This is a genomic window from Pseudoalteromonas sp. N1230-9 (assembly GCF_032716425.1).
In the GTDB taxonomy this organism is placed as follows: Bacteria; Pseudomonadota; Gammaproteobacteria; order Enterobacterales; family Alteromonadaceae; genus Pseudoalteromonas.
In genome coordinates this window covers 2,406,962-2,426,218 of the sequence record NZ_CP090419.1, presented here as the reverse complement: position 1 = coordinate 2,426,218, position 19,257 = coordinate 2,406,962, and the positions used below count along the sequence as shown (strand labels likewise).

At 42.0% G+C, this 19,257-nt stretch carries 15 protein-coding genes; 10 read left to right on the top strand and 5 right to left on the bottom strand.

The features are described from left to right. From rseP to LY624_RS11260, 7 genes are all read left to right on the top strand, one after another. Nucleotides 1-1,353 carry a sigma E protease regulator RseP gene (gene rseP, locus LY624_RS11290; protein WP_341803014.1) on the top strand — a complete coding sequence of 451 codons (1,353 nt, stop codon included), beginning with the start codon at nt 1-3 and terminating at the stop codon, nt 1,351-1,353. A gap of 107 nt (nt 1,354-1,460) precedes the next feature. Next, on the top strand, nt 1,461-3,932 hold the full coding sequence (bamA, locus tag LY624_RS11285) for an outer membrane protein assembly factor BamA (protein ID WP_130150612.1): 2,472 nt from the start codon (nt 1,461-1,463) through the stop codon (nt 3,930-3,932). Nucleotides 3,933-3,943: 11 nt separating this feature from the next. Next, a complete protein-coding gene (locus tag LY624_RS11280) occupies nt 3,944-4,462 on the top strand; it encodes an OmpH family outer membrane protein (protein WP_062569881.1) in 519 nt (172 codons plus the stop codon). A gap of 9 nt (nt 4,463-4,471) precedes the next feature. Next, on the top strand, nt 4,472-5,512 hold the full coding sequence (gene lpxD / locus LY624_RS11275; protein WP_130150614.1) for a UDP-3-O-(3-hydroxymyristoyl)glucosamine N-acyltransferase: 1,041 nt from the start codon (nt 4,472-4,474) through the stop codon (nt 5,510-5,512). Between the two features lie 10 nt (nt 5,513-5,522). Beyond that, a complete protein-coding gene (fabZ, locus tag LY624_RS11270) occupies nt 5,523-5,975 on the top strand; it encodes a 3-hydroxyacyl-ACP dehydratase FabZ (protein ID WP_130150615.1) in 453 nt (150 codons plus the stop codon). A gap of 2 nt (nt 5,976-5,977) precedes the next feature. Beyond that, complete coding sequence (gene lpxA / locus LY624_RS11265; protein WP_062569884.1) at nt 5,978-6,748, top strand: acyl-ACP--UDP-N-acetylglucosamine O-acyltransferase; 771 nt, start codon at nt 5,978-5,980, stop codon at nt 6,746-6,748. 110 nt (nt 6,749-6,858) lie between these two features. Then, nucleotides 6,859-7,230, top strand: a complete 372-nt coding sequence (locus tag LY624_RS11260; RefSeq protein WP_341803013.1) for a septal ring lytic transglycosylase RlpA family protein — start codon at nt 6,859-6,861, stop codon at nt 7,228-7,230. Here the strand turns inward: LY624_RS11260 and cydC are convergent. From cydC to LY624_RS11235, 5 genes are read right to left on the bottom strand one after another with little or no spacing between them, the layout of a single operon-like run. Then, nucleotides 7,227-8,966, bottom strand: coding sequence for a thiol reductant ABC exporter subunit CydC (gene cydC, locus LY624_RS11255; RefSeq protein WP_341803012.1), 1,740 nt, complete (start codon nt 8,964-8,966; stop codon nt 7,227-7,229). The genes LY624_RS11260 and cydC overlap by 4 nt on opposite strands. Further along, a complete protein-coding gene (gene cydD, locus LY624_RS11250; RefSeq protein WP_341803011.1) occupies nt 8,959-10,719 on the bottom strand; it encodes a thiol reductant ABC exporter subunit CydD in 1,761 nt (586 codons plus the stop codon). Before cydD ends, cydC begins: the two co-directional genes overlap by 8 nt. Beyond that, on the bottom strand, nt 10,709-10,861 hold the full coding sequence (cydX, locus tag LY624_RS11245) for a cytochrome bd-I oxidase subunit CydX (RefSeq protein WP_036969707.1): 153 nt from the start codon (nt 10,859-10,861) through the stop codon (nt 10,709-10,711). Before cydX ends, cydD begins: the two co-directional genes overlap by 11 nt. 12 nt (nt 10,862-10,873) lie before the next feature. After that, nucleotides 10,874-12,013 carry a cytochrome d ubiquinol oxidase subunit II gene (gene cydB, locus LY624_RS11240; RefSeq protein WP_341803010.1) on the bottom strand — a complete coding sequence of 380 codons (1,140 nt, stop codon included), beginning with the start codon at nt 12,011-12,013 and terminating at the stop codon, nt 10,874-10,876. Then, a complete protein-coding gene (locus tag LY624_RS11235; RefSeq protein WP_341803009.1) occupies nt 12,010-13,587 on the bottom strand; it encodes a cytochrome ubiquinol oxidase subunit I in 1,578 nt (525 codons plus the stop codon). Before LY624_RS11235 ends, cydB begins: the two co-directional genes overlap by 4 nt. A 421-nt stretch (nt 13,588-14,008) precedes the next feature. On the opposite strand from LY624_RS11235, the gene lpxB reads away from it, so the two are divergent. Genes lpxB through dnaE form a run of 3 tightly spaced genes read left to right on the top strand, consistent with a single transcriptional unit; the run spans nt 14,009 to nt 19,252 of the window. Beyond that, nucleotides 14,009-15,166, top strand: coding sequence for a lipid-A-disaccharide synthase (gene lpxB / locus LY624_RS11230; protein WP_130150620.1), 1,158 nt, complete (start codon nt 14,009-14,011; stop codon nt 15,164-15,166). Then, the gene (gene rnhB, locus LY624_RS11225; protein ID WP_062569891.1) at nt 15,156-15,761 is read left to right on the top strand and encodes a ribonuclease HII; all 606 of its coding nucleotides are present in this window, start codon (nt 15,156-15,158) and stop codon (nt 15,759-15,761) included. The genes lpxB and rnhB overlap by 11 nt, the downstream gene beginning before the upstream one ends. Then, a complete protein-coding gene (dnaE, locus tag LY624_RS11220; protein WP_130150621.1) occupies nt 15,761-19,252 on the top strand; it encodes a DNA polymerase III subunit alpha in 3,492 nt (1,163 codons plus the stop codon). The genes rnhB and dnaE overlap by 1 nt, the downstream gene beginning before the upstream one ends. The last annotated feature ends 5 nt before the right edge of the window (nt 19,253-19,257 follow it).

The following is a 19,257-nucleotide window of genomic DNA, read 5'->3' as shown; positions in this document are numbered from 1 at the left end:
ATGTTTGATTTTTTCTGGAATTTAGGCTCATTCATTCTTGCATTGGGAATTTTAGTGACCGTGCATGAATATGGTCATTTTTGGGTGGCGCGTAAAGCCGGCGTAAAGGTTTTACGCTTTTCAATTGGCTTTGGCAAACCACTTATAAAATGGTACGACAAGCATAAAACAGAATACGTCATTGCTGCTATTCCATTGGGTGGCTATGTTAAAATGCTGGATGAACGAGTTGACGAAGTCCCGCCGGAGCAGCGTCATCTATCATTTAATGCCAAATCTGTAAAAGCCCGTATTGCGATTGTTGCTGCTGGTCCCATGGCGAACTTCTTATTTGCTATTTTTGCCCTTGCGGTAATGTATATGGTGGGCGTACAGTCACTAAAACCTGTCGTTGGTGAGGTCACGCAAGGTAGTCGTGCAGAAGCCGCAAATATCGAACCAAACCAACAAATTATCAAAATAGGTGAAGATGATATTAGCACCTGGCAAGATGCTACTTTCTCATTAATGAGTCGTTTAGGTGAGCAAAGTGTTGTGGTGACTTTACGCGACCAAAATTACCAAAAGCATGTTCGTACATTGAACCTAGATGGCTGGAAGTTAGACCAACAAGATGTGCCTCCGTTAACGTCGATTGGTATTGTTCCATTTAGACCTCAAGCGACATTAACGGTCGCGCAAATCAACAAAGGTTCTGCAGCTGAGCGGGCTGGTCTTCAGGTAAATGATACAATCTCAGCCGTAAATGGTGAAAATATCAGCGATTGGACCCAGTTAGTCTCTATTATTCAACAATCACCTAACAAATCCTTACAATTTAGTGTAAAAAGACAAGGTAGTATTGAGTCACTTACCGTCACACCAGATGGCCGTGATAATGATGCTGGCGTGTTGCAAGGGTTTTTAGGGGTTGCACCAAAGGTTGAGCCTTGGCCAGAAAACTACATTGAAACTAGACATTATGGCCCCGTCGATAGTATTGTGCTGGGCATACAAGAAACATGGCGTTTAATAACCTTAAGTTTTGATATGATTGGCAACCTCATTACGGGTCAAGTGTCAGTTAAAAACTTAAGTGGGCCCGTAGGCATTGCAGTGGGGGCGGGGACTAGCGTAAGCTATGGCTTGGTTGCATTTTTAAGCTTTTTAGCTTTGATCAGTGTTAACCTTGGCGTATTTAACTTATTGCCGTTGCCAGTGCTTGATGGTGGGCACTTAATGTATTACATAATTGAACTTTTTCGTAAGAAGCCTGTCTCTGAAAAGACACGAGAGTTTGGTTTTAAATTGGGCGCCTTACTGCTCATATTTTTAACATGTTTCGCTTTGTTCAATGATGTATCACGTTTATAACAAGTAAGCGGAAAATTCCAATTTGAACACGATTGTAAAACACCGCAAAAAGTTAAATTTACAAGGTGTTGAGCGGTAATACAGTTGTAAAGGATAAAGATAACAAAATGGCTATAAAAAAACATTTGGCAGTTTCAAGTTTATTAGGTGCAAGCTTTGCAGCCCTAGGCCAAAACTCCTTTATTGTAGAAGATTTAAAAGTTGAAGGTTTACAACGTGTTGCATTAGGTGCAGCACTGACGCATATTCCGATCAACGTGGGCGATAATATTGATGAGTACACAATTTCAAGAACCATAAAGTCACTCTATCGTTCAGGTCACTTTGATAATATTAAAGCGTTGCGTGACGGTAATAATGTTATTTTCCGTGTCACTGAGCGCCCAACAATCAGCTTGATTGAGTTCGACGGCAATAAAGATATTAAAGATGAGCAGCTAAACGAATCACTTGATCAACAAGATATTCGTACCGGTGAGCCTCTTGATAAAACCGTTCTTGATAATATTGAAAAAGGGCTTGTTGAGTTCTTTCATAGTATTGGTAAATACAATGCTAAAGTTGAAGTTAGCATCACCAAGCTACCTCGCAACCGCGTAAAGTTATTATTTAAGTTTGATGAAGGTGACGCTGCGTCAATTCGTCAAATAAACCTTGTTGGTAATGAACTTTTCTCAGATGAAGAACTACTCAAGTTGGCTGAATCTCAACAAGATTTGCCATGGTGGAAGTTCATGTCAAGTGACCGCTATCAGAAACAAACGATTGAAGGCGACCTTGAGAAAATCCGCAGTTACTATTTAGACCGTGGTTACTTACGCTTTAATATTGATTCCACACAAGTGTCTGTGAGCCCTGAGCGAGATTCAGTTTATGTGACAGCAAACATGACTGAGGGTGTTAAATACACCGTAAAAGGGTTTGACTTTATCGGTGACTTACTTGGCCGCGAAGAGCTTATTAAAAGTGTTATTCCACTTAAAGCGGGTGAGTTGTACAATGGCTCTGTGGTTACCTCATCAGAAGAGTTTATCAAGAGCTACCTAGCCCGATTTGGCTATGCGAATGCAGAAGTACGCACGATTCCTGAAATCGATGATGAAAATAAAGAAGTGCAGTTAACGCTATCGGTAGACCCTGGCAAGCGTGTATATGTGCGCCGTATTATCGTTGGCGGTAACCAAAATACCTCAGATGAAGTTGTTCGTCGTGAAATGACTCAGCTTGAAGGTGCGTGGCTATCTAATCAAAACCTAGAGCGTTCTAAATTGCAAATCCAACGTTTGCCGTATATGGAAAGCGTTGATTTCAATGTTGTTCCTGTACCAGGTGTTGATGATCAAGTAGACGTTGATTTTACCGTGAAAGAACAGTCAGCAGGTAGCTTTAATGCTGGTCTGGCATATGGCTCTTACTTAGGTCTGCAATTTAACATTGGTGTCAGTGAGTCGAACTTCTTAGGTACTGGTAACCAAATTGGTTTTAATATCAATACGTCACGTGGTTCAGAGCGTATTAGCTTATCGTATACTGACCCGTACTTCACCCCAGATGGTGTTTCGCAGGGCAGTAGCATTTTCTATAGTAACTATGATGCAAGTAAATTTAGCCTCATCGACTATAAATCGAAAAGCTATGGTATTGGTACCAATATTGGTTTCCCAATTGATGCTGTAAACCGTATTAATTTCGGTATCCGTTGGATTGAAGAAGAGTTATCGGATATCGCCGAATACGAGCAAACACGCGTAATGCGAGAAACCTTCTTAGACCCTGAAAACCCAGATGCTGGCTTTAACTTTACTAAGTACGAGTTAAGTGCTGGCTGGTCGCGTGTGACAGTAAACCGTGGTTTATTCCCATCAGCGGGTTCGCGTCAATCAATTAATCTAACAGCAACAACACCTAACTCAGATTTAACTTACTTTAAGTTAAATTATGACTCACGTTTTTACTGGCCGATTAGCAATGACCATCGTTGGGTATTCTCAACACGTGCAGCGCTTGCATATGGCAATGGTTACGGTTCAACCAATGGGTTTGATCAAACATTACCGTTCCAAGAGTACTTCCGTATTACTGAGATGGAATTACGTGGTTTTGATAGAAATACCATTTTACCACGTGCTGTATCACGTACACCGCAAACTATTCCGGGCACGCCACTTGAAGATGGTACAACAACCGGCAGTATTGGTGGGGCGTCAGAATTTGACGAATTAAGATTACAAGGCCGAATTGGTGGTAATGCCAAAGCGGTTGCAGGGATGGAGCTGATTGTTCCTACCCCATTCTTGGATGAAGAAAACACGAGTTCTGTACGTACAAGCTTCTTCGTAGATGCTGCGAACGTATGGGATACAGAGTTTAACGTTGACCGTTATCAAAACTTAGCCCCTGATCAACGCGCAAAATTAGAGGATTATTCAGATCCGATGCGCTTTAGGGTATCAACCGGTCTTTCACTACAATGGATCTCTCCAATGGGTCCAATGCTGATCAGTTTTGCGTATCCATTGCAAAAAGAAGAAGATGACGATACGAAAACCATCAGCTTTAATATTAGTAATACATTCTAAAGGAGTTTTTTGTGAAAAAATCAATTAAATCAACAGCGTTTGCACTACTTGCTACTTTGTCAATGGGTTTGTCTACCAGTGCATTTGCACATAAAGTCGCTATTGTTGACATGCAAGAAATCTATAAGCAAATTCCTCAAATGGCAAAAGTAGAGCAAACACTTGAAGCTGAGTTTGCTGAACGCCGTCAAGAGCTTGAAAAATTGCAGGGTGATATCCGTTTTGAAGCTGAAAAGTTCAAGCGTGAAGCAACAACAATGAGTGACAAGCAAAAAGAAGAATTACGTACTAAGATTCAAGGCATGCAACAACAACTTGCTGAAAAGGGCCGTCCTTTAGAGCAAGAAATCAAAATGCGTCAAAACCAAGAGTTAGCAAAAGTTCAAAAGCTAATTCTAGATGCGATTGAAGAAGTTGCTAAAGCAGGTAAGTACGACGAAGTAAAAGTTAAAGAAACAACAATTTACGTTAATCCTAAAACAGTGTCTGACTTATCAGATAAAGTTGTTGAAAAAGTAAGTAAGCAATAGAAATTACATATGCAAAACTACACGCTTTCGCAGATTGCGGATCTTTTGGGTGCTGAGCTACACGGCGATGGCACTCAAGAGATTAAAAAAATATCAACACTTGCAAATGCCCAATCTGGGCATATTGCATTTTTGGCGAACAAAAAATATCGTTCTCAGTTAGAGAGTACCAATGCCAGTGCGGTGATTTTATCACCGGCAGATGCCGACTATTTTAGTGGCAATAAGCTGGTTATTGCTAACCCTTATGTATGCTACGCCAAGCTTGCCCAGTTAATGGATACAACACCTCGCAGTGCATCAGTTGGGATACACCCTAGTGCAGTCATTCATGATTCAGCATCAATTGGAGATAATGTCTCGATCGCTGCCAATGTGGTGATAGAAGCAAATGCAGTCATCGCAAACGATGTACAGATTGGTCCAGGTTGCTTTATTGGTGAGCAGGTAAAAATAGGCCAAGGAACAAAGCTTTGGGCTAACGTCAGTATTTACCATGAAGTTGAAATTGGCAGTGACTGCCTGTTTCAAGCAAATACAGTTGTAGGAAGCGATGGTTTTGGTTACGCCAATGAGCGTGGTGAATGGATTAAAATACCGCAATTAGGACGTGTAATTATTGGTGATAAAGTTGAAGTCGGTGCCTCAACAACGATTGATCGTGGCGCACTTGATGACACACTCATCCATAGTAATGTAATTATCGATAATCAATGTCAAATAGCGCATAATGTCGAGATCGGTTCGGGTACAGCAGTTGCTGGCTGCACTGTTTTTGCCGGCAGTGTTGTTGTTGGTAAACATTGTCAAATTGGCGGCATGGTTGCAATTAATGGTCACATCAGTGTCTGTGATGGTGCTATAATCACGGGCATGAGTATGGTGACAAAAGCAATCACTGAACCTGGGATTTACTCATCAGGTTTGCCTCATCAAAACAACAAAGAATGGCGTCGTAGTATTGCCCATATCCGAAACCTTGGTGATATGAAAGACCGCTTAAAAGCACTTGAGTCACTGACTAAGTCACTCAATATTGAAGACAAATAAGGATGCTATTTTGGCAAATGAATTAAATAGTCTTGATATTCAAGATATCTTGAATTTACTTCCGCATCGTTATCCGATGTTACTTGTTGATCGTGTATTAGATTACACGCCAGGCGAGTCGTTACATGCGATTAAAAATGTAACAGTGAATGAACCTATTTTTACAGGCCACTTTCCGAATCAACCAATTTTTCCAGGTGTGTTGATCCTAGAAGCAATGGCTCAAGCAACTGGCTTGTTAGGTTTTAAAACAGTTGAAAATCGTAGCGATAATGAACTTTACTTGTTTGCTGCCATTGATAATGCACGATTTAAGCAACCAGTATTACCTGGCGATACTATGCATTTGCATGTAGAGTTTGTTAAAGAGCGCCGCAATATATGGAAGTTTGCAGCAGAAGCAAAAGTTGACGGCAAAGTAGTGTGTACTGCCGAAATCATGTGTGCGAGAAGAGAGTTTTAATAGTGATCCATCCTACGGCAATAATCGAACCAGGTGCGAAGCTTGGAAAAAATGTCTCAGTTGGCCCTTATAGTTATATTGGCAACGATGTAACGATTGGTGATAACTGTATCATTGAGTCTCATGTGGTTGTCAAAGGCCCATCGACAATTGGTTCTGGTAACCATATTTTTCAGTTTGCATCGGTTGGTGAAGCTTGCCAAGACAAAAAATACGCGAATGAGCCAACTACTTTAATTATGGGTGACAACAATGTCATTCGTGAATGTGCAACAATTCACCGTGGCACTATTCAAGATCAAGGTGTGACTAAAATTGGTAGCAACAACTTGTTTATGGCTTACACGCACGTTGCTCATGACGCAGTCGTGGGTGATAACGTGATTTTTGCTAACAACGCCTCTGTTGCTGGTCATGTGCACGTAGGTGACTGGGTGATCCTTGCGGGTAACTCGGGTGTTCACCAGTTTTGTAAGATTGGTGCACATGCTTTTGTTGGTATGTACTCAGGCGTTAATAAAGACGTACCGCCGTTTGTTACAACCATTGGTACGCCAGCAGGCCCAGTCGCAATCAATACTGAAGGTATGAAACGTCGTGGCTTTGAAAGTGATGAAGTAATGGCAACTCGACGTGCTTACAAAACACTTTATCGTAAGAGCTTAGGTGTTGAAGAAGCAATTGCTGAGCTGAGCGAAGATGCTGCGAAGTACCCAGCTGTTCAGCTGATGATAGACTTCGTGAAAAGCTCTGAGCGCGGAATTATTCGCTAATCATTAGCGACCTCCTACAAAAGCCACCGTAAGGTGGCTTTTTTGTTTTTATAGTTCAGGTTTTGCTAAGTCAGTGCTTGCTATCTTCACAGCAAAAAGGATCTAGTAATATGAACAAACTCATCGTCTTTGCATTGTTAAGCTTAATTTTAAGTGGCTGTAGTAGCTCGCCAACAATAAACTCAAGTGCTAAGGTACAAAGAGGTAAAGCCAGCTTTTATGCGGACAAATACCATGGCCGTACAACGGCCAGTGGTACAGTGTTTAATCAACAAGCATTGAGTGCAGCCCACCAAGATCTCGCTTTTGGTACCCGCGTAAAAGTGACTAATGTCGCAAATAATAAAAGTGTGATTGTTAGTATTAACGACCGTGGTCCGTTTGTTCACGGTCGAATTATTGATTTGTCTAAAAAGGCATTTTCACAAATAGCTTCTTTGCAGCAAGGTGTTATTGACGTTACCGTTGAGCAACTTGATTAAAAACGAGTGATGAGCTCGACATAATCAGGCTCATTCTCAACCAGCTCAGCATGGCTTGCCATTGCTCTTATTTGCCCTTGTTCTAACCAAATGACTTTATCAACACGATTCAACATAACAGGATCATGACTGATCGTTAGCACGGTTTTATCAGCCCAGACCTTTTCGAGTGTATTAAGTAAACTGTACTTAGTGTGGTTATCTAAGCTTTCTGTTGGTTCATCAAGAACCACAAAATTACCTTGTCTTAATAATGCTTGCGCAATAGCAATACGACGTGACTGACCATGAGAGAGTTTTCTTCCTGCGGTGCCTAATCGGGTATTGAGGCCGTTTTTTAAGTTATTCAGCCATGAGCCAAGTTCTGCTTGTTTACAGGCTTCTATAAGCATTTTATCAGTCGCCTCCGGTGCTGCAAAGCGAAGGTTATCTCTTAGTGTGCCATCAAAAATATGATGTTGTTGGGCGACAATTGTGAGCTGCATAAAGCGTTCGTTAGCGTCTAGGCTACTAAGTTCAACACTGTGTTCTGCCGCTAACAGTTTTAATGAGCCAGATTGTAAAGGCCAAAGTCCCGTGAGTAAATTTACTAATGTTGTTTTACCGCTGCCACTTGCGCCAACCAGTGCTACTTTGTTGCCAGCTGCAATGGATAGATTAATATCCCTCAAAGCGTCATTATGCGCCCCAGAGTATTGATAACTCACGTTAGTTAATTCTAAGCCGAGCGCGTGTTGATTGTTTACTTGGTCGTGCTTTTTGTAAGGTGCTGGTGTTTGTTTGTCCTCTAGCGAAAATAACCGCTCTGCTGCACTTAAAGCGACAGGGAGCTCGATAAAAGCAGCGGGCAGGGTAAGTACAGTTTCAAAACTAGCCAAGACGAATAGTGCGAGCATTGCCAATTCAACATTTTTCATAGCGCCTGTTGCAACCAAAGGAATAATTACAAAAACGCTTGCAAGCATGGTTAACTGTACAACAAAGGTGCTTAAACCATTGCTGTTCGCGATGGCTTTATGGCGAGTATAGAGTTGCGAATTATATTGCTGACTTAGTGTATCGCAGCGTGTTAACTGAGCATCATGTGCTTGATAAATTGCAAGTTCACGGCTTCCTTTTAACGTATCGGCAAGCTCAGCTTTTAGCTCAGCTGAAAGTCTGGTCTCGGCATCTGCTTGTTTGTGTAGTTTATGACTCAATAAGACTGGTAGCAGAACACCAATTATCATCAATGATATAAAACAAATCAAAGCCACCTTCGCGTTGTATGCGCTCATAAATGCCATGACAATTGGAATAGTAAATAAGGCTATTATGATGGGAAGTAAGACATTTAAGTAAAATTTATCAAGGGCATCCACATCATTTTGCAAACGATTCACAAGGTCGGCACTGCGACTCATTGCCAAATCAACGTTGTTGAGTCGGCTCAGTGTTGCAAACATTTTTACACGAATTTCGCTTAATAATAAAAATGTAGCATTGTGAGTGATCATTCGTTCGCCGTACCGTGATGCAGTTCTTACAATGGCTAAAAAGCGAATCACTCCTGCTGGTGTAAAATAATTCATATGTACACCTGCAATGCCAGCGGCTGCCATTGCTGCTAAAAACCAGCCAGATATTGCAAGCAAACCAACATTGGCAAGCACAGTCAAGCTTGCTAAAAAAGCGCCCAGTAGCAGCATGCCAGCATGAGGTTTACACAGTTTTAATAAGCGAATGAAGTTATACATGTGCTTCACCTCGACTCACAAGCTTAGCAAACAGACCCGCTTGTTCAGTGAGTTGTTGATAATGACCCGACTCGATAATTTTACCTTGCTGCATAACGTAGATATTGTCCGCGTGTTTTACCGTATTAAGCCTATGAGCAATAACCATCACTAAATGATCGTTTGCATAATTTCGGATTGCTTGGTTGATTAGGTGCTCTGTTTGGCTGTCTAAGTGTGCTGTTGGCTCATCAAGCATTAGAATTGGTGCATCCTTTAAAAATGCACGAGCAAGGGCAATACGCTGCTTTTGGCCACCAGAGAGACCTTCCCCTTGTTCACCCAGCATAGTATCAAAGCCATTTGGTAAGGCGTTAATAAACTCAAGTGCGCCTGCTTTTCGAGTGGCCGCAATAAGTTCATCATGGCTTGCATTTGGTTTGGCAAGACGTAGATTGTCGGCAACACTTCGATAAAATAGTGTGGCTTGTTGTGGGATCCATGCAAGTTGCGCCTGCCAATTATGTAGTGCGATATCACTGAGTGCCTGTCCGTTAATATTGACGGCACTGTTAGCTTGATGGTGAAAACCTAAAAGGCAATCAAAGAGGGTACTTTTACCTGAGCCACTCTCTCCAACAAATGCAATTAACCCTTTATTTGGCAGACTAAAATTAATGTCGGTGACCCCTTCGTTTGTGTCAGGGTAATGATAGGTGAGTCCATGCACATGTATGTTTTTTAGCGGTGTTGATAACTGTGATGTACCCGTATGCTCATGTGCCTCGCTGTGATTAACGATGTCGACCATATCAGCAGCGGCGCTAATCCCTTCTAATTTTGCGTGATAGTGAGTGCCCATTTGTCGAAGTGGTAAGTAAAACTCAGGGGCCAGTAGTAACACCACAAACCCAGTGGCAAAATCAAGGGTACCAAAAAACAGTCTAAAACCGATAATAACTGCAACAAGTGCAACACTAATGGTGGCTAAAAACTCCAAGGCGAAAGAGGATAAAAAGGCAACTTTCAACACCCCCATGGTTGCACCACGGTAGTCATCAGAAATCTGGCTAATATTATTAAGCTCGCGTTTGGTCGCATTAAACAGCTTAAGCTGAGTCAGTCCTTGCAAGCGGTCAAAAAAGTAATTGCCAAGTACCGCGAGCTGTTGCCAACGTTCTTGGTTGAGTTGCTCCGCTTTGTGACCGACTAAAATCATAAAAAATGGAATTAGCGGGGCAGTTAACAGGAAGATAAGTCCTGCTTTGTAATCGGTTGGAAAAATAACCACTAAAATAGCGAGTGGAATAAGTGCGCTATACGCCACGCTTGGAATGTAGTTTGCGTAATATTGGTGAAGCGCTTCTACACCATTATGTAAAGTGTTAAGTGTTGCGCCGTGTCCTTTGTGCTCACTGTAAGCAGGGCCTAGTTTAGTTAACTTCGCAAGTAATGTATTGCGCATCACCGTTTTTATTTTTACTGCGGCAAGGCTACTCACCCGTTCACTCAATGCAACTAATAGGGCGCGTAGTACAATAAGACCTGCAAGAGGCCATAGTAACGGAGTGACAGCTTGCAAACTTGCTTGCTCAAACATAATTTGATGAACCGCGTTTGCCAGTAAATAGCAAGAGGCAATCATTAACAGGGCATTGAGTGTGCCCAGACTAATGCTTAGTTTCAGAAGCCCTGAAGCGGACTGGCTATACTGCTTTAAGAACGCGCGCAGCGTTTGCTGCTGCGCGCGATTTGGTCGGGGTTTAGTTGTCATCGTTGTTTTTGAGTCTCGCATACAGCTCTAGCTCATCATCAGCGATGGAATCTTTATGTTGGTGAAATTCGTACCACATGACGTTGATAACTCCAAGTGTACAGGCTAATAGAACACCTAATATCCAGGCGAAATACCACATAATTAAATCTCCTTAATAGCTACCGTGCGTATTGTTTTCAATCTCACTAATCGTTACTTTGCGCCACATTTTCACATAACACCAAGTGGTGTAAAGAAGAATGAGTGGTACAAAAATGACTGCAGCAATAAACATCACATTTAATGTCATATGGCTCGAAACCGCATCCCACATCGTTAGACTAATATTAGGATTATTGCTCGATGGCATCACAAACGGGAACATTGACATACCTGCTGTAAGAATCACACCTGCAAGCATTAGACTTGAGGATACAAGTGCTAGCGCAGGCTTGTGTAATTTTGAAAACACCAGTGCCAGAATAGCCATTACAAATGCAAGAGCAGGGAACAACATGGTTAATGGCATTTTGCTGTAGTTGTCAAGCCATGCCCCAGGCGCTTGGGCTACGGTTTTTGCAAGTGGATTTGCATAACCTTGCGTATCACCCATGCTAATAATTCGATAGCCTTCAATTTGTGATATCCACACACCAGCAATAGCAAATAACACAATAAATGCCATGAGTGCGTATCGTCCATACTGTGCTGAGCGTTTTGCAACCTCAGCATCTGTTCTAAGTTGTAACCACATACCAGCATGTCCGACTAACATCAATACACTGATCAGGCCTGCAACAAGTGCAAAAGGATTAAGTAAGGCAAAGAATGAACCTTGATAACTTACACGCAATAGGTCATCAATATGGTACGGCACACCTAATAATAAGTTACCAAATGCGACCCCAAAAACGAGCGCAGGAATAAAGCTGCCAGCAAAAAGCCCCCAATCCCAGTTGTTACGCCAACGGGTTGACTCAATTTTAGAGCGGTAATCGAAACCAAGGGGTCTAAAAAAGAGTGCGAATAACACCAGCATCATGGCAAAGTAAAAGCCTGAGAAGGCCGCAGCATAGACCATAGGCCATGCTGCGAATAGTGCGCCCCCAGCGGTGATAAACCACACTTGGTTACCATCCCAGTGAGCACCAATGGTGTTAATAACTGTTCTACGTTCTACATCTGTTTTACCTACTAGGCGAAGCAAAATCGCTACACCCATATCCATGCCATCGGTCACGGCAAAACCAATCAGTAATACACCGATTAGTAGCCACCAGATAAATTTAAGTGTTTCGTAATCAAAAATCATGACTGAGCTCCTTGGCTATCTACTTTAGCAAGTTCATGATGATATTTACCTGTATGAAGCGAGCTTGGGCCTTGCTTAATAAAGCGCAACATTAACCAGCCTTCTACCGCAGCAAGCCCTGTATAAAATACAATAAAGCCTGTGATACTAATCAAAAGATCATTAACGGTCAGTGACGATGTTGCTAAAAAGGTTGGTAAAATTTCTGATATAGCCCAAGGTTGACGGCCGTATTCAGCGACAATCCAACCAAACTCAATGGCAATCCAAGGAAGTGGGATACTCCATACCGCAGCCCATAGTAACCAGCGTTTTTGTTCAATTACACGGTGTGCATTGTAATAAAATGCCAGAACAAATACCCCAAGCATAAGTACACCGCAGCCCACCATGATTCTAAATGACCAAAACATTGGGCCCACTTTAGGGAAGGAGTCTTTAACTGCTTTTTGAATATGTTCTTCTGTGGCATCAACGACATTTGGCGTATAACGTTTTAGAAGTAAACCGTAGCCTAAATCATCTTTTAGTGTGTCAAACTTGGCAATATTTTCAGCTGTATCATTACCGCTACGAAGCTTTTCAAGGTATTCATAGGCAAGCATACCGTTGCGAATACGTACTTCATGTTGTTTTTCAAGCTCTTTGATACCGGTTACTTGCTCATCTATTGAGCGTGTTGCAATAATACCCATAACATAAGGGATTTTAACTGCAGCATGGGTGACTTGTTCTTCAGAGTCAGGAATACCGACTAAGGTGAATGCCGCAGGCGCTTCTTCGGTATGCCACTCAGCTTCAATGGTGGCGAGTTTTACTTTTTGTACCTCGCCAACTTCGTAGCCAGATTCATCACCAAGTAAAATCACACACAGAATAGACGCTAAACCAAAGCCTGAAGCCACCGAGAATGAGCGCTTAGCAAAAGCAAGGTCGCGACCTTTTAAGATGTACCAGCTACTAATACCAAGTACAAACATAGATGCTGCAACATAACCTGCTGATACGGTGTGAATAAACTTAACTTGTGCAACTGGGTTAAATACCAGTTCAGCAAAGCTAGTCATTTCCATACGCATGGTTTGATAGTTAAACTCTGCCCCCACTGGGTTTTGCATCCAACCATTAGCAATTAAAATCCACAGTGCAGACAGGTTAGTGCCCAGTGCCATTAAAAAGGTTGCTGCAAGGTGCTGGCGCTTTGTTAATCGTTCCCAGCCTAAAAAGAACATACCTACGAACGTCGATTCGAGGAAAAAGGCCATTAGACCTTCAATGGCAAGAGGTGCGCCGAAAATATCGCCCACATAGTGAGAGTAATAAGACCAGTTGGTACCAAACTCAAACTCCATGGTTAGACCTGTAGCCACACCAATAGCAAAGTTTATACCAAACAACTTACCCCAAAACTTAGTCATATCACGATAAATTTCACGACCAGTCATCACATAAACGGACTCCATGATCACTAAAATCCACGTCATACCTAAGGTAAGAGGAACAAATAGGAAGTGAAATAGGGCAGTGATTGCAAATTGCAATCGCGATAGATCCACAAACGTTTCATCTATCATTGGTTGGCTCCTTGTAAACGGTGCGGTAGACACGACAAATTAAATTATTCAAGTTTCAGTATTTATTGAAACTTTGTAAATAGTAACCTTGTATTCATTTTAGTCAATAGATAAATAAGAAAATAAGGTGAAACCACTGCTCACCATTTCTACAGGTTAGAGATAAAGCTCTAAAGTTTCAAATGATTAATTACTTTAAAGAATAAGATATTCAGTTATTACTTAATGGGTATCGATTACTTCATTTGAGGTATCAGTCTTTGGTATGTCGAACTTTAAAGCCTTATAAAGAGGCTTAAATGCTTAACCTTTGAGCGTAATTTCAATTTCTAGTATTTATTCAGCGTGTGACATTTATCCTGTTGCTAAAACACGGTAAACTAATTTTTATATGTGCCTTTAAGTTGCGAATTATCAACGAATGAAAGAACAAAAAAAGCCGTTACGTATTGCCTTGGTGGCAGGCGAGTTATCAGGTGATATTTTAGGTGAGGGACTGGTAAAAGCACTTAAAGTCCGTTTTCCAGATGCCATATTTGAAGGCATTGCAGGCCCTCGTATGCAAGCGGCTGGCTGCAAAACACTATTTGATATGGACGAATTATCGGTTATGGGGCTCGTTGAAGTCTTAGGCCGCTTACCGCGTTTACTAAAAATTCGTAAGCAGCTTGTACAGCACTTTATCGATAACCCACCTGATGTATTTATTGGTATTGATGCACCAGACTTTAACTTGCGTGTTGAAAAGCCTTTAAAAGAGGCGGGTATCAAAACGGTTCAATATGTTAGTCCGTCGGTGTGGGCATGGCGCGAAAAACGTATTCACAAAATTAGTGCTGCAACTAACTTAGTGTTAGCACTGTTACCGTTCGAAAAAGCATTTTATGATAAGCATAATGTGCCTTGTACATTTGTTGGGCATACGCTTGCAGATGATATTGCGCTTGAACATGACCAAAATGATGCACGCCATCAGTTAGGTTTAGCTCAAACGGATAAGGTGCTTGCGTTATTACCAGGCAGTCGAGGCTCAGAGGTCGGCCTGTTAAGCGAAACTTATATTCAAACAGCTGCAAAGCTACAAGCTGCGAACCCAGAGCTTAAAATTGTGGTGCCCTTAGTTAATGAAAAACGCAAAGCCCAATTTTGCGATGTGTTAGAAAAAACAGCACCACAGTTAAAGTTAGCGCTATTAGACGGTAAATCAAACCTCGCTATGCAAGCAGCGGATGCTATTTTACTCGCATCAGGTACGGCAACACTTGAAGGCATGCTTTATAAAAAACCTATGGTTGTTGGATATAAAATAAAACCAATGAGTTATTGGATTTTCAAAACATTATTCACTTTCAATATTAAATATTTTTCATTGCCAAATTTATTGGCAGATGAAGAGCTGGTGCCTGAATATTTGCAAACAGAGTGTAATGTTGAGAACTTAGTTGATGCATTAACACCCATGTTAAATTCCGATAATGCAAAACTGAAAGCACGCTTTTTAGCTATTCACAAAGAAATTAGATTAAATGCCAATGAACAAGCTGCGGCTGCAGTTGCGGAGTTACTAGATGCAGATTGAACGACCTAACGTTAACTTTATTGCGGGTGTCGACGAAGTTGGCCGTGGTCCATTAGTCGGTGATGTAGTCACAGCCGCGGTTATTTTAGATCCTGCTAAACCTATTGCAGGCTTAACTGACTCAAAAAAGCTTTCCGATAAAAAGCGTCAATTGCTTGCAACCGAAATAAAAGAAAAAGCACTTTGCTATGCTATTGGCCGTTGTAGCCCAAGTGAAATTGACGAATTAAATATTTTACATGCCACTATGCTGGCAATGAGTCGTGCTGTTGAAGGCTTGAGTGTAAAGCCTGAGTTTGTATTTATTGATGGTAATCGTGTGCCAACTCAATTAACGGTCCCTGCTCAAGCTGTTGTAAAAGGTGATAGTTTAGTAGCTGAAATTTCAGCAGCGTCCATTTTGGCTAAAGTTGCCCGCGATGATGAAATGATTGAGCTTGATAAACGTTACCCAGATTATGGTTTTGCAGGCCATAAGGGATACCCGACAAAAGCACATTTTGCGGCACTTGAACAATACGGTGCAATTGCAGAGCATCGTAAAAGCTTTAAACCTGTACAGCGCATTTTGGCGTTAAAAGGAGAGCAACGCTAATGCCAACGCCGCAATTTGTCCACTTACGTGTTCACTCAGATTTCTCAATGGTGGATGGTCTTGCTAAAACAAAACCAATAGTTGCAAAGGCTGAAGAGTTACAAATGCCTGCGCTGGCAATCACCGATCAAATGAACTTATGTGGTTTGGTGCGTTTTTATGGTGCTGCCCATGGCGCGGGTATTAAACCTATTGTTGGCGCTGATTTTTGGCTAAGAAGCCCTGAGTTTGAAGATGAACCATGTCGTATAACCATATTAGCGAAAGATAATGACGGCTATAAAAATCTCACATTATTGATTTCTAAGGCGTATCAGCGCGGGCATTTATTTCATCGCCCAGTTATTGATCGTGAATGGTTAGTTGAGTTAAAAGACGGCTTGATTATTCTCTCTGGCGCGAAAGATGGTGATTTAGGCAAAGCACTGCTTAAAGGTAATGCAGGGCTTATTGAGTCAGTAGTAAGCTTTTATAAACAGCATTTCAGCGATCATTACTACCTTGAATTAATTCGAACAGAGCGCCCATTAGAAGAAGATTATTTACACTTAGCCGTTGAGCTTGCCGCACAAGAGCAGTTACCTGTAGTGGCAACGAACGAAGTGGTGTTTTTAAAACCTGAGAACTTTGAAGCTCACGAAATCCGCGTAGCAATTCATGATGGTTACACGCTTGAAGATAAGCGCAGGCCTAAACGCTTTTCAGATCAGCAATACCTAAAAACAGCACAGCAAATGGCTGAGCTATTTAGTGATATTCCTGAAGCGCTGGAAAACACTGTTGAAATTGCCAAGCGCTGTAATGTAACCGTGCAGCTCGGGACTTACTTCTTACCAGATTACCCAACCGGTTCGCTGAAAATAGAAGACTTCTTGGTTAAGGTCTCTGAAGATGGCCTTGAAGAGCGTTTACAGTTCTTGTTCCCAGATGAGCAAGAGCGTAAAGAAAAACGCGGTGAGTATGACGAGCGTTTAAAAATAGAGCTCGACGTAATCAACCAAATGGGTTTCCCTGGTTACTTCTTGATCGTAATGGAGTTCATTCAGTGGAGTAAAGATAACAATATTCCGGTAGGTCCTGGGCGTGGTTCAGGTGCCGGCTCATTGGTTGCTTATGCCCTAAAAATTACCGACCTTGATCCGCTCGAATTTGACTTACTATTCGAACGTTTCTTGAACCCCGAACGTATTTCAATGCCCGATTTCGACGTCGACTTCTGTATGGATAGGCGCGATGAGGTAATAGATCACGTAGCGGCGCTTTATGGTCGTGACGCGGTATCTCAGATTATTACCTTTGGTACCATGGCTGCAAAAGCGGTTATCCGTGACGTAGGCCGTGTACTTGGTCACCCTTATGGCTTTGTTGATCGTATTTCAAAATTAGTACCGGGCGATCCGGGCATGACCTTGGCTAAAGCGTTTGATGTTGAGCCGCGGTTACAAGAAGCCTACGACGGTGATGAAGAGGTCAAAGAACTTATTGATATGTGTCGCATCCTTGAAGGGTGTACACGTAATGCCGGTAAGCACGCCGGTGGTGTTGTAATATCGCCAACAACGATTACTGATTTTGCCGCCCTTTATTGTGATGATGAGGGTAAATTCCCGGTAACGCAATTCGATAAAAACGACGTTGAGACGGCGGGTTTAGTTAAGTTTGACTTCTTAGGTCTAAGAACACTTACTATCTTGCAGTGGGCAATTGATATGACTAACGAGCGCTTAGCTCGTGAGGGTAAAGAGCCGGTTGATATCAACGCCATTCCACTTGATGATAAGCCAAGTATTGAGTTATTGCTACGCGCCGAAACCACCGCGGTATTCCAGTTAGAATCTCGTGGTATGAAAGACCTTATTCGTCGTCTAAAGCCCGACTGCTTCGAAGATATGATCGCACTGGTAGCACTGTTTCGCCCAGGCCCATTGCAATCAGGCATGGTAGATAACTTTATCGACCGTAAGCATGGTCGTGAAGAGTTATCTTATCCAGATGTGCAGTGGCAACACGATAGTTTGATACCGATTCTAGAACCGACCTACGGTATCATTCTTTATCAAGAACAGGTAATGCAGATTGCGCAGGTACTGGCTGGCTATACGCTAGGTGGCGCTGACATGCTACGTCGTGCGATGGGTAAGAAAAAGCCAGAAGAGATGGCAAAGCAACGTTCAACCTTTGAAGAAGGAGCTGTTAATAACGGAGTTGACGGCGAACTTGCAATGAAAATCTTCGACTTGGTAGAGAAGTTCGCAGGTTATGGTTTTAACAAATCTCACTCTGCGGCTTATGCATTGGTGTCGTATCAAACGCTGTGGATGAAAACCCACTACCCAGCAGAGTTTATGGCTGCGGTAATGTCGGCGGATATGGATAACACCGATAAAATTGTTACCTTGGTTGATGAATGTGAAAACATGAAACTGACCTTGTTACCGCCAGATGTAAATGCGGGTGAGTACAAGTTTACGGTTAATCGTCAAGGTGAGATTGTTTACGGTATTGGTGCTATTAAAGGAGTAGGTGAGGCGCCTGTTGAAGCCATTTTAGAAGCACGAAGTGAAGGTGGGGCTTTCAAAGACTTATTTGATTTTTGTGCGAGAGTTGATTTAAAACGTTTAAATAAACGTGTGGTAGAAAAACTAATTTATGCCGGTGCGCTTGACCAGTTAGGCCCAGATAAAACCCAGCCAGGTCGTGCGACTTTATTAGCGAGCTTAAAAGATGCCATGCGAGCGGCCGATCAGCATCATAAGGCTGAATCATTAGGTCAGGCCGATTTATTTGGGTTATTAGCCACAGAGCCTGACGAAGTTGAACAAGCATTTATAAAAGCAACTGATTTAACGGATAACGAATGGCTTGATGGCGAAAAAGAAACGTTGGGCCTTTATTTAACTGGTCACCCTATAAATCAGTATAGAAAAGAGCTAAGACACTACACATCAGGCCGCCTTGTTGACCTACAACCGACAAACCGCGATGTGCAGTCAACAGCAGCTGGTCTTGTTATTAATGCGCGAACCCTTATTAATAAAAAAGGAAATCGTTGGGGTCTTGTAACTTTAGATGACAAGAGTGCCCGTATTGATGTACGCTTATTCCCAGAACAGTTTGAAATGTACCAAGATATGCTACAAGTTAATAATATCTTGGTGATATCTGGACAGGTCAGCTTTGATAACTTCTCCGGTGGCATTACAATGACCGCTAGAGACATATGCACCATTGCTCAAGCGCGAGAAAAACGTATAAAAGCGATTAAAATGACGTTGAATATGGTGCAAATCGAGGCGAACTTCTTCGATAATTTACAAAAAGTACTGGAGCCTTATAAGTTTGGTACTTGTCCTATAAAAGTATTCTATCAACGTCCGGATGCGTTGGCTGAGATTACCTTAGGAACCGAATGGTGTGTTACGCCTAGTGATGACTTAATTCATAAGTTATCACTGATGGCGGCGCAAGATGTAGAACTAGAATTTAATTAATTAGG

Bases quoted from the DNA above. Each gene is read 5' to 3' on its own strand.
- lpxD (WP_130150614.1), top strand. From the start codon at position 4,472: ATGCAAAACTACACGCTTTCGCAGATTGCGGATCTTTTGGGTGCTGAG.
- cydD (WP_341803011.1), bottom strand. From the start codon at position 10,719: ATGACAACTAAACCCCGACCAAATCGCGCGCAGCAGCAAACGCTGCGC.
- bamA (WP_130150612.1), top strand. From the start codon at position 1,461: ATGGCTATAAAAAAACATTTGGCAGTTTCAAGTTTATTAGGTGCAAGC.
- dnaE (WP_130150621.1), top strand. From the start codon at position 15,761: ATGCCAACGCCGCAATTTGTCCACTTACGTGTTCACTCAGATTTCTCA.
- cydC (WP_341803012.1), bottom strand. From the start codon at position 8,966: ATGTATAACTTCATTCGCTTATTAAAACTGTGTAAACCTCATGCTGGC.
- cydX (WP_036969707.1), bottom strand. From the start codon at position 10,861: ATGTGGTATTTCGCCTGGATATTAGGTGTTCTATTAGCCTGTACACTT.
- LY624_RS11235 (WP_341803009.1), bottom strand. From the start codon at position 13,587: ATGATAGATGAAACGTTTGTGGATCTATCGCGATTGCAATTTGCAATC.
- lpxB (WP_130150620.1), top strand. From the start codon at position 14,009: ATGAAAGAACAAAAAAAGCCGTTACGTATTGCCTTGGTGGCAGGCGAG.
- cydB (WP_341803010.1), bottom strand. From the start codon at position 12,013: ATGATTTTTGATTACGAAACACTTAAATTTATCTGGTGGCTACTAATC.
- LY624_RS11260 (WP_341803013.1), top strand. From the start codon at position 6,859: ATGAACAAACTCATCGTCTTTGCATTGTTAAGCTTAATTTTAAGTGGC.
- rnhB (WP_062569891.1), top strand. From the start codon at position 15,156: ATGCAGATTGAACGACCTAACGTTAACTTTATTGCGGGTGTCGACGAA.
- rseP (WP_341803014.1), top strand. From the start codon at position 1: ATGTTTGATTTTTTCTGGAATTTAGGCTCATTCATTCTTGCATTGGGA.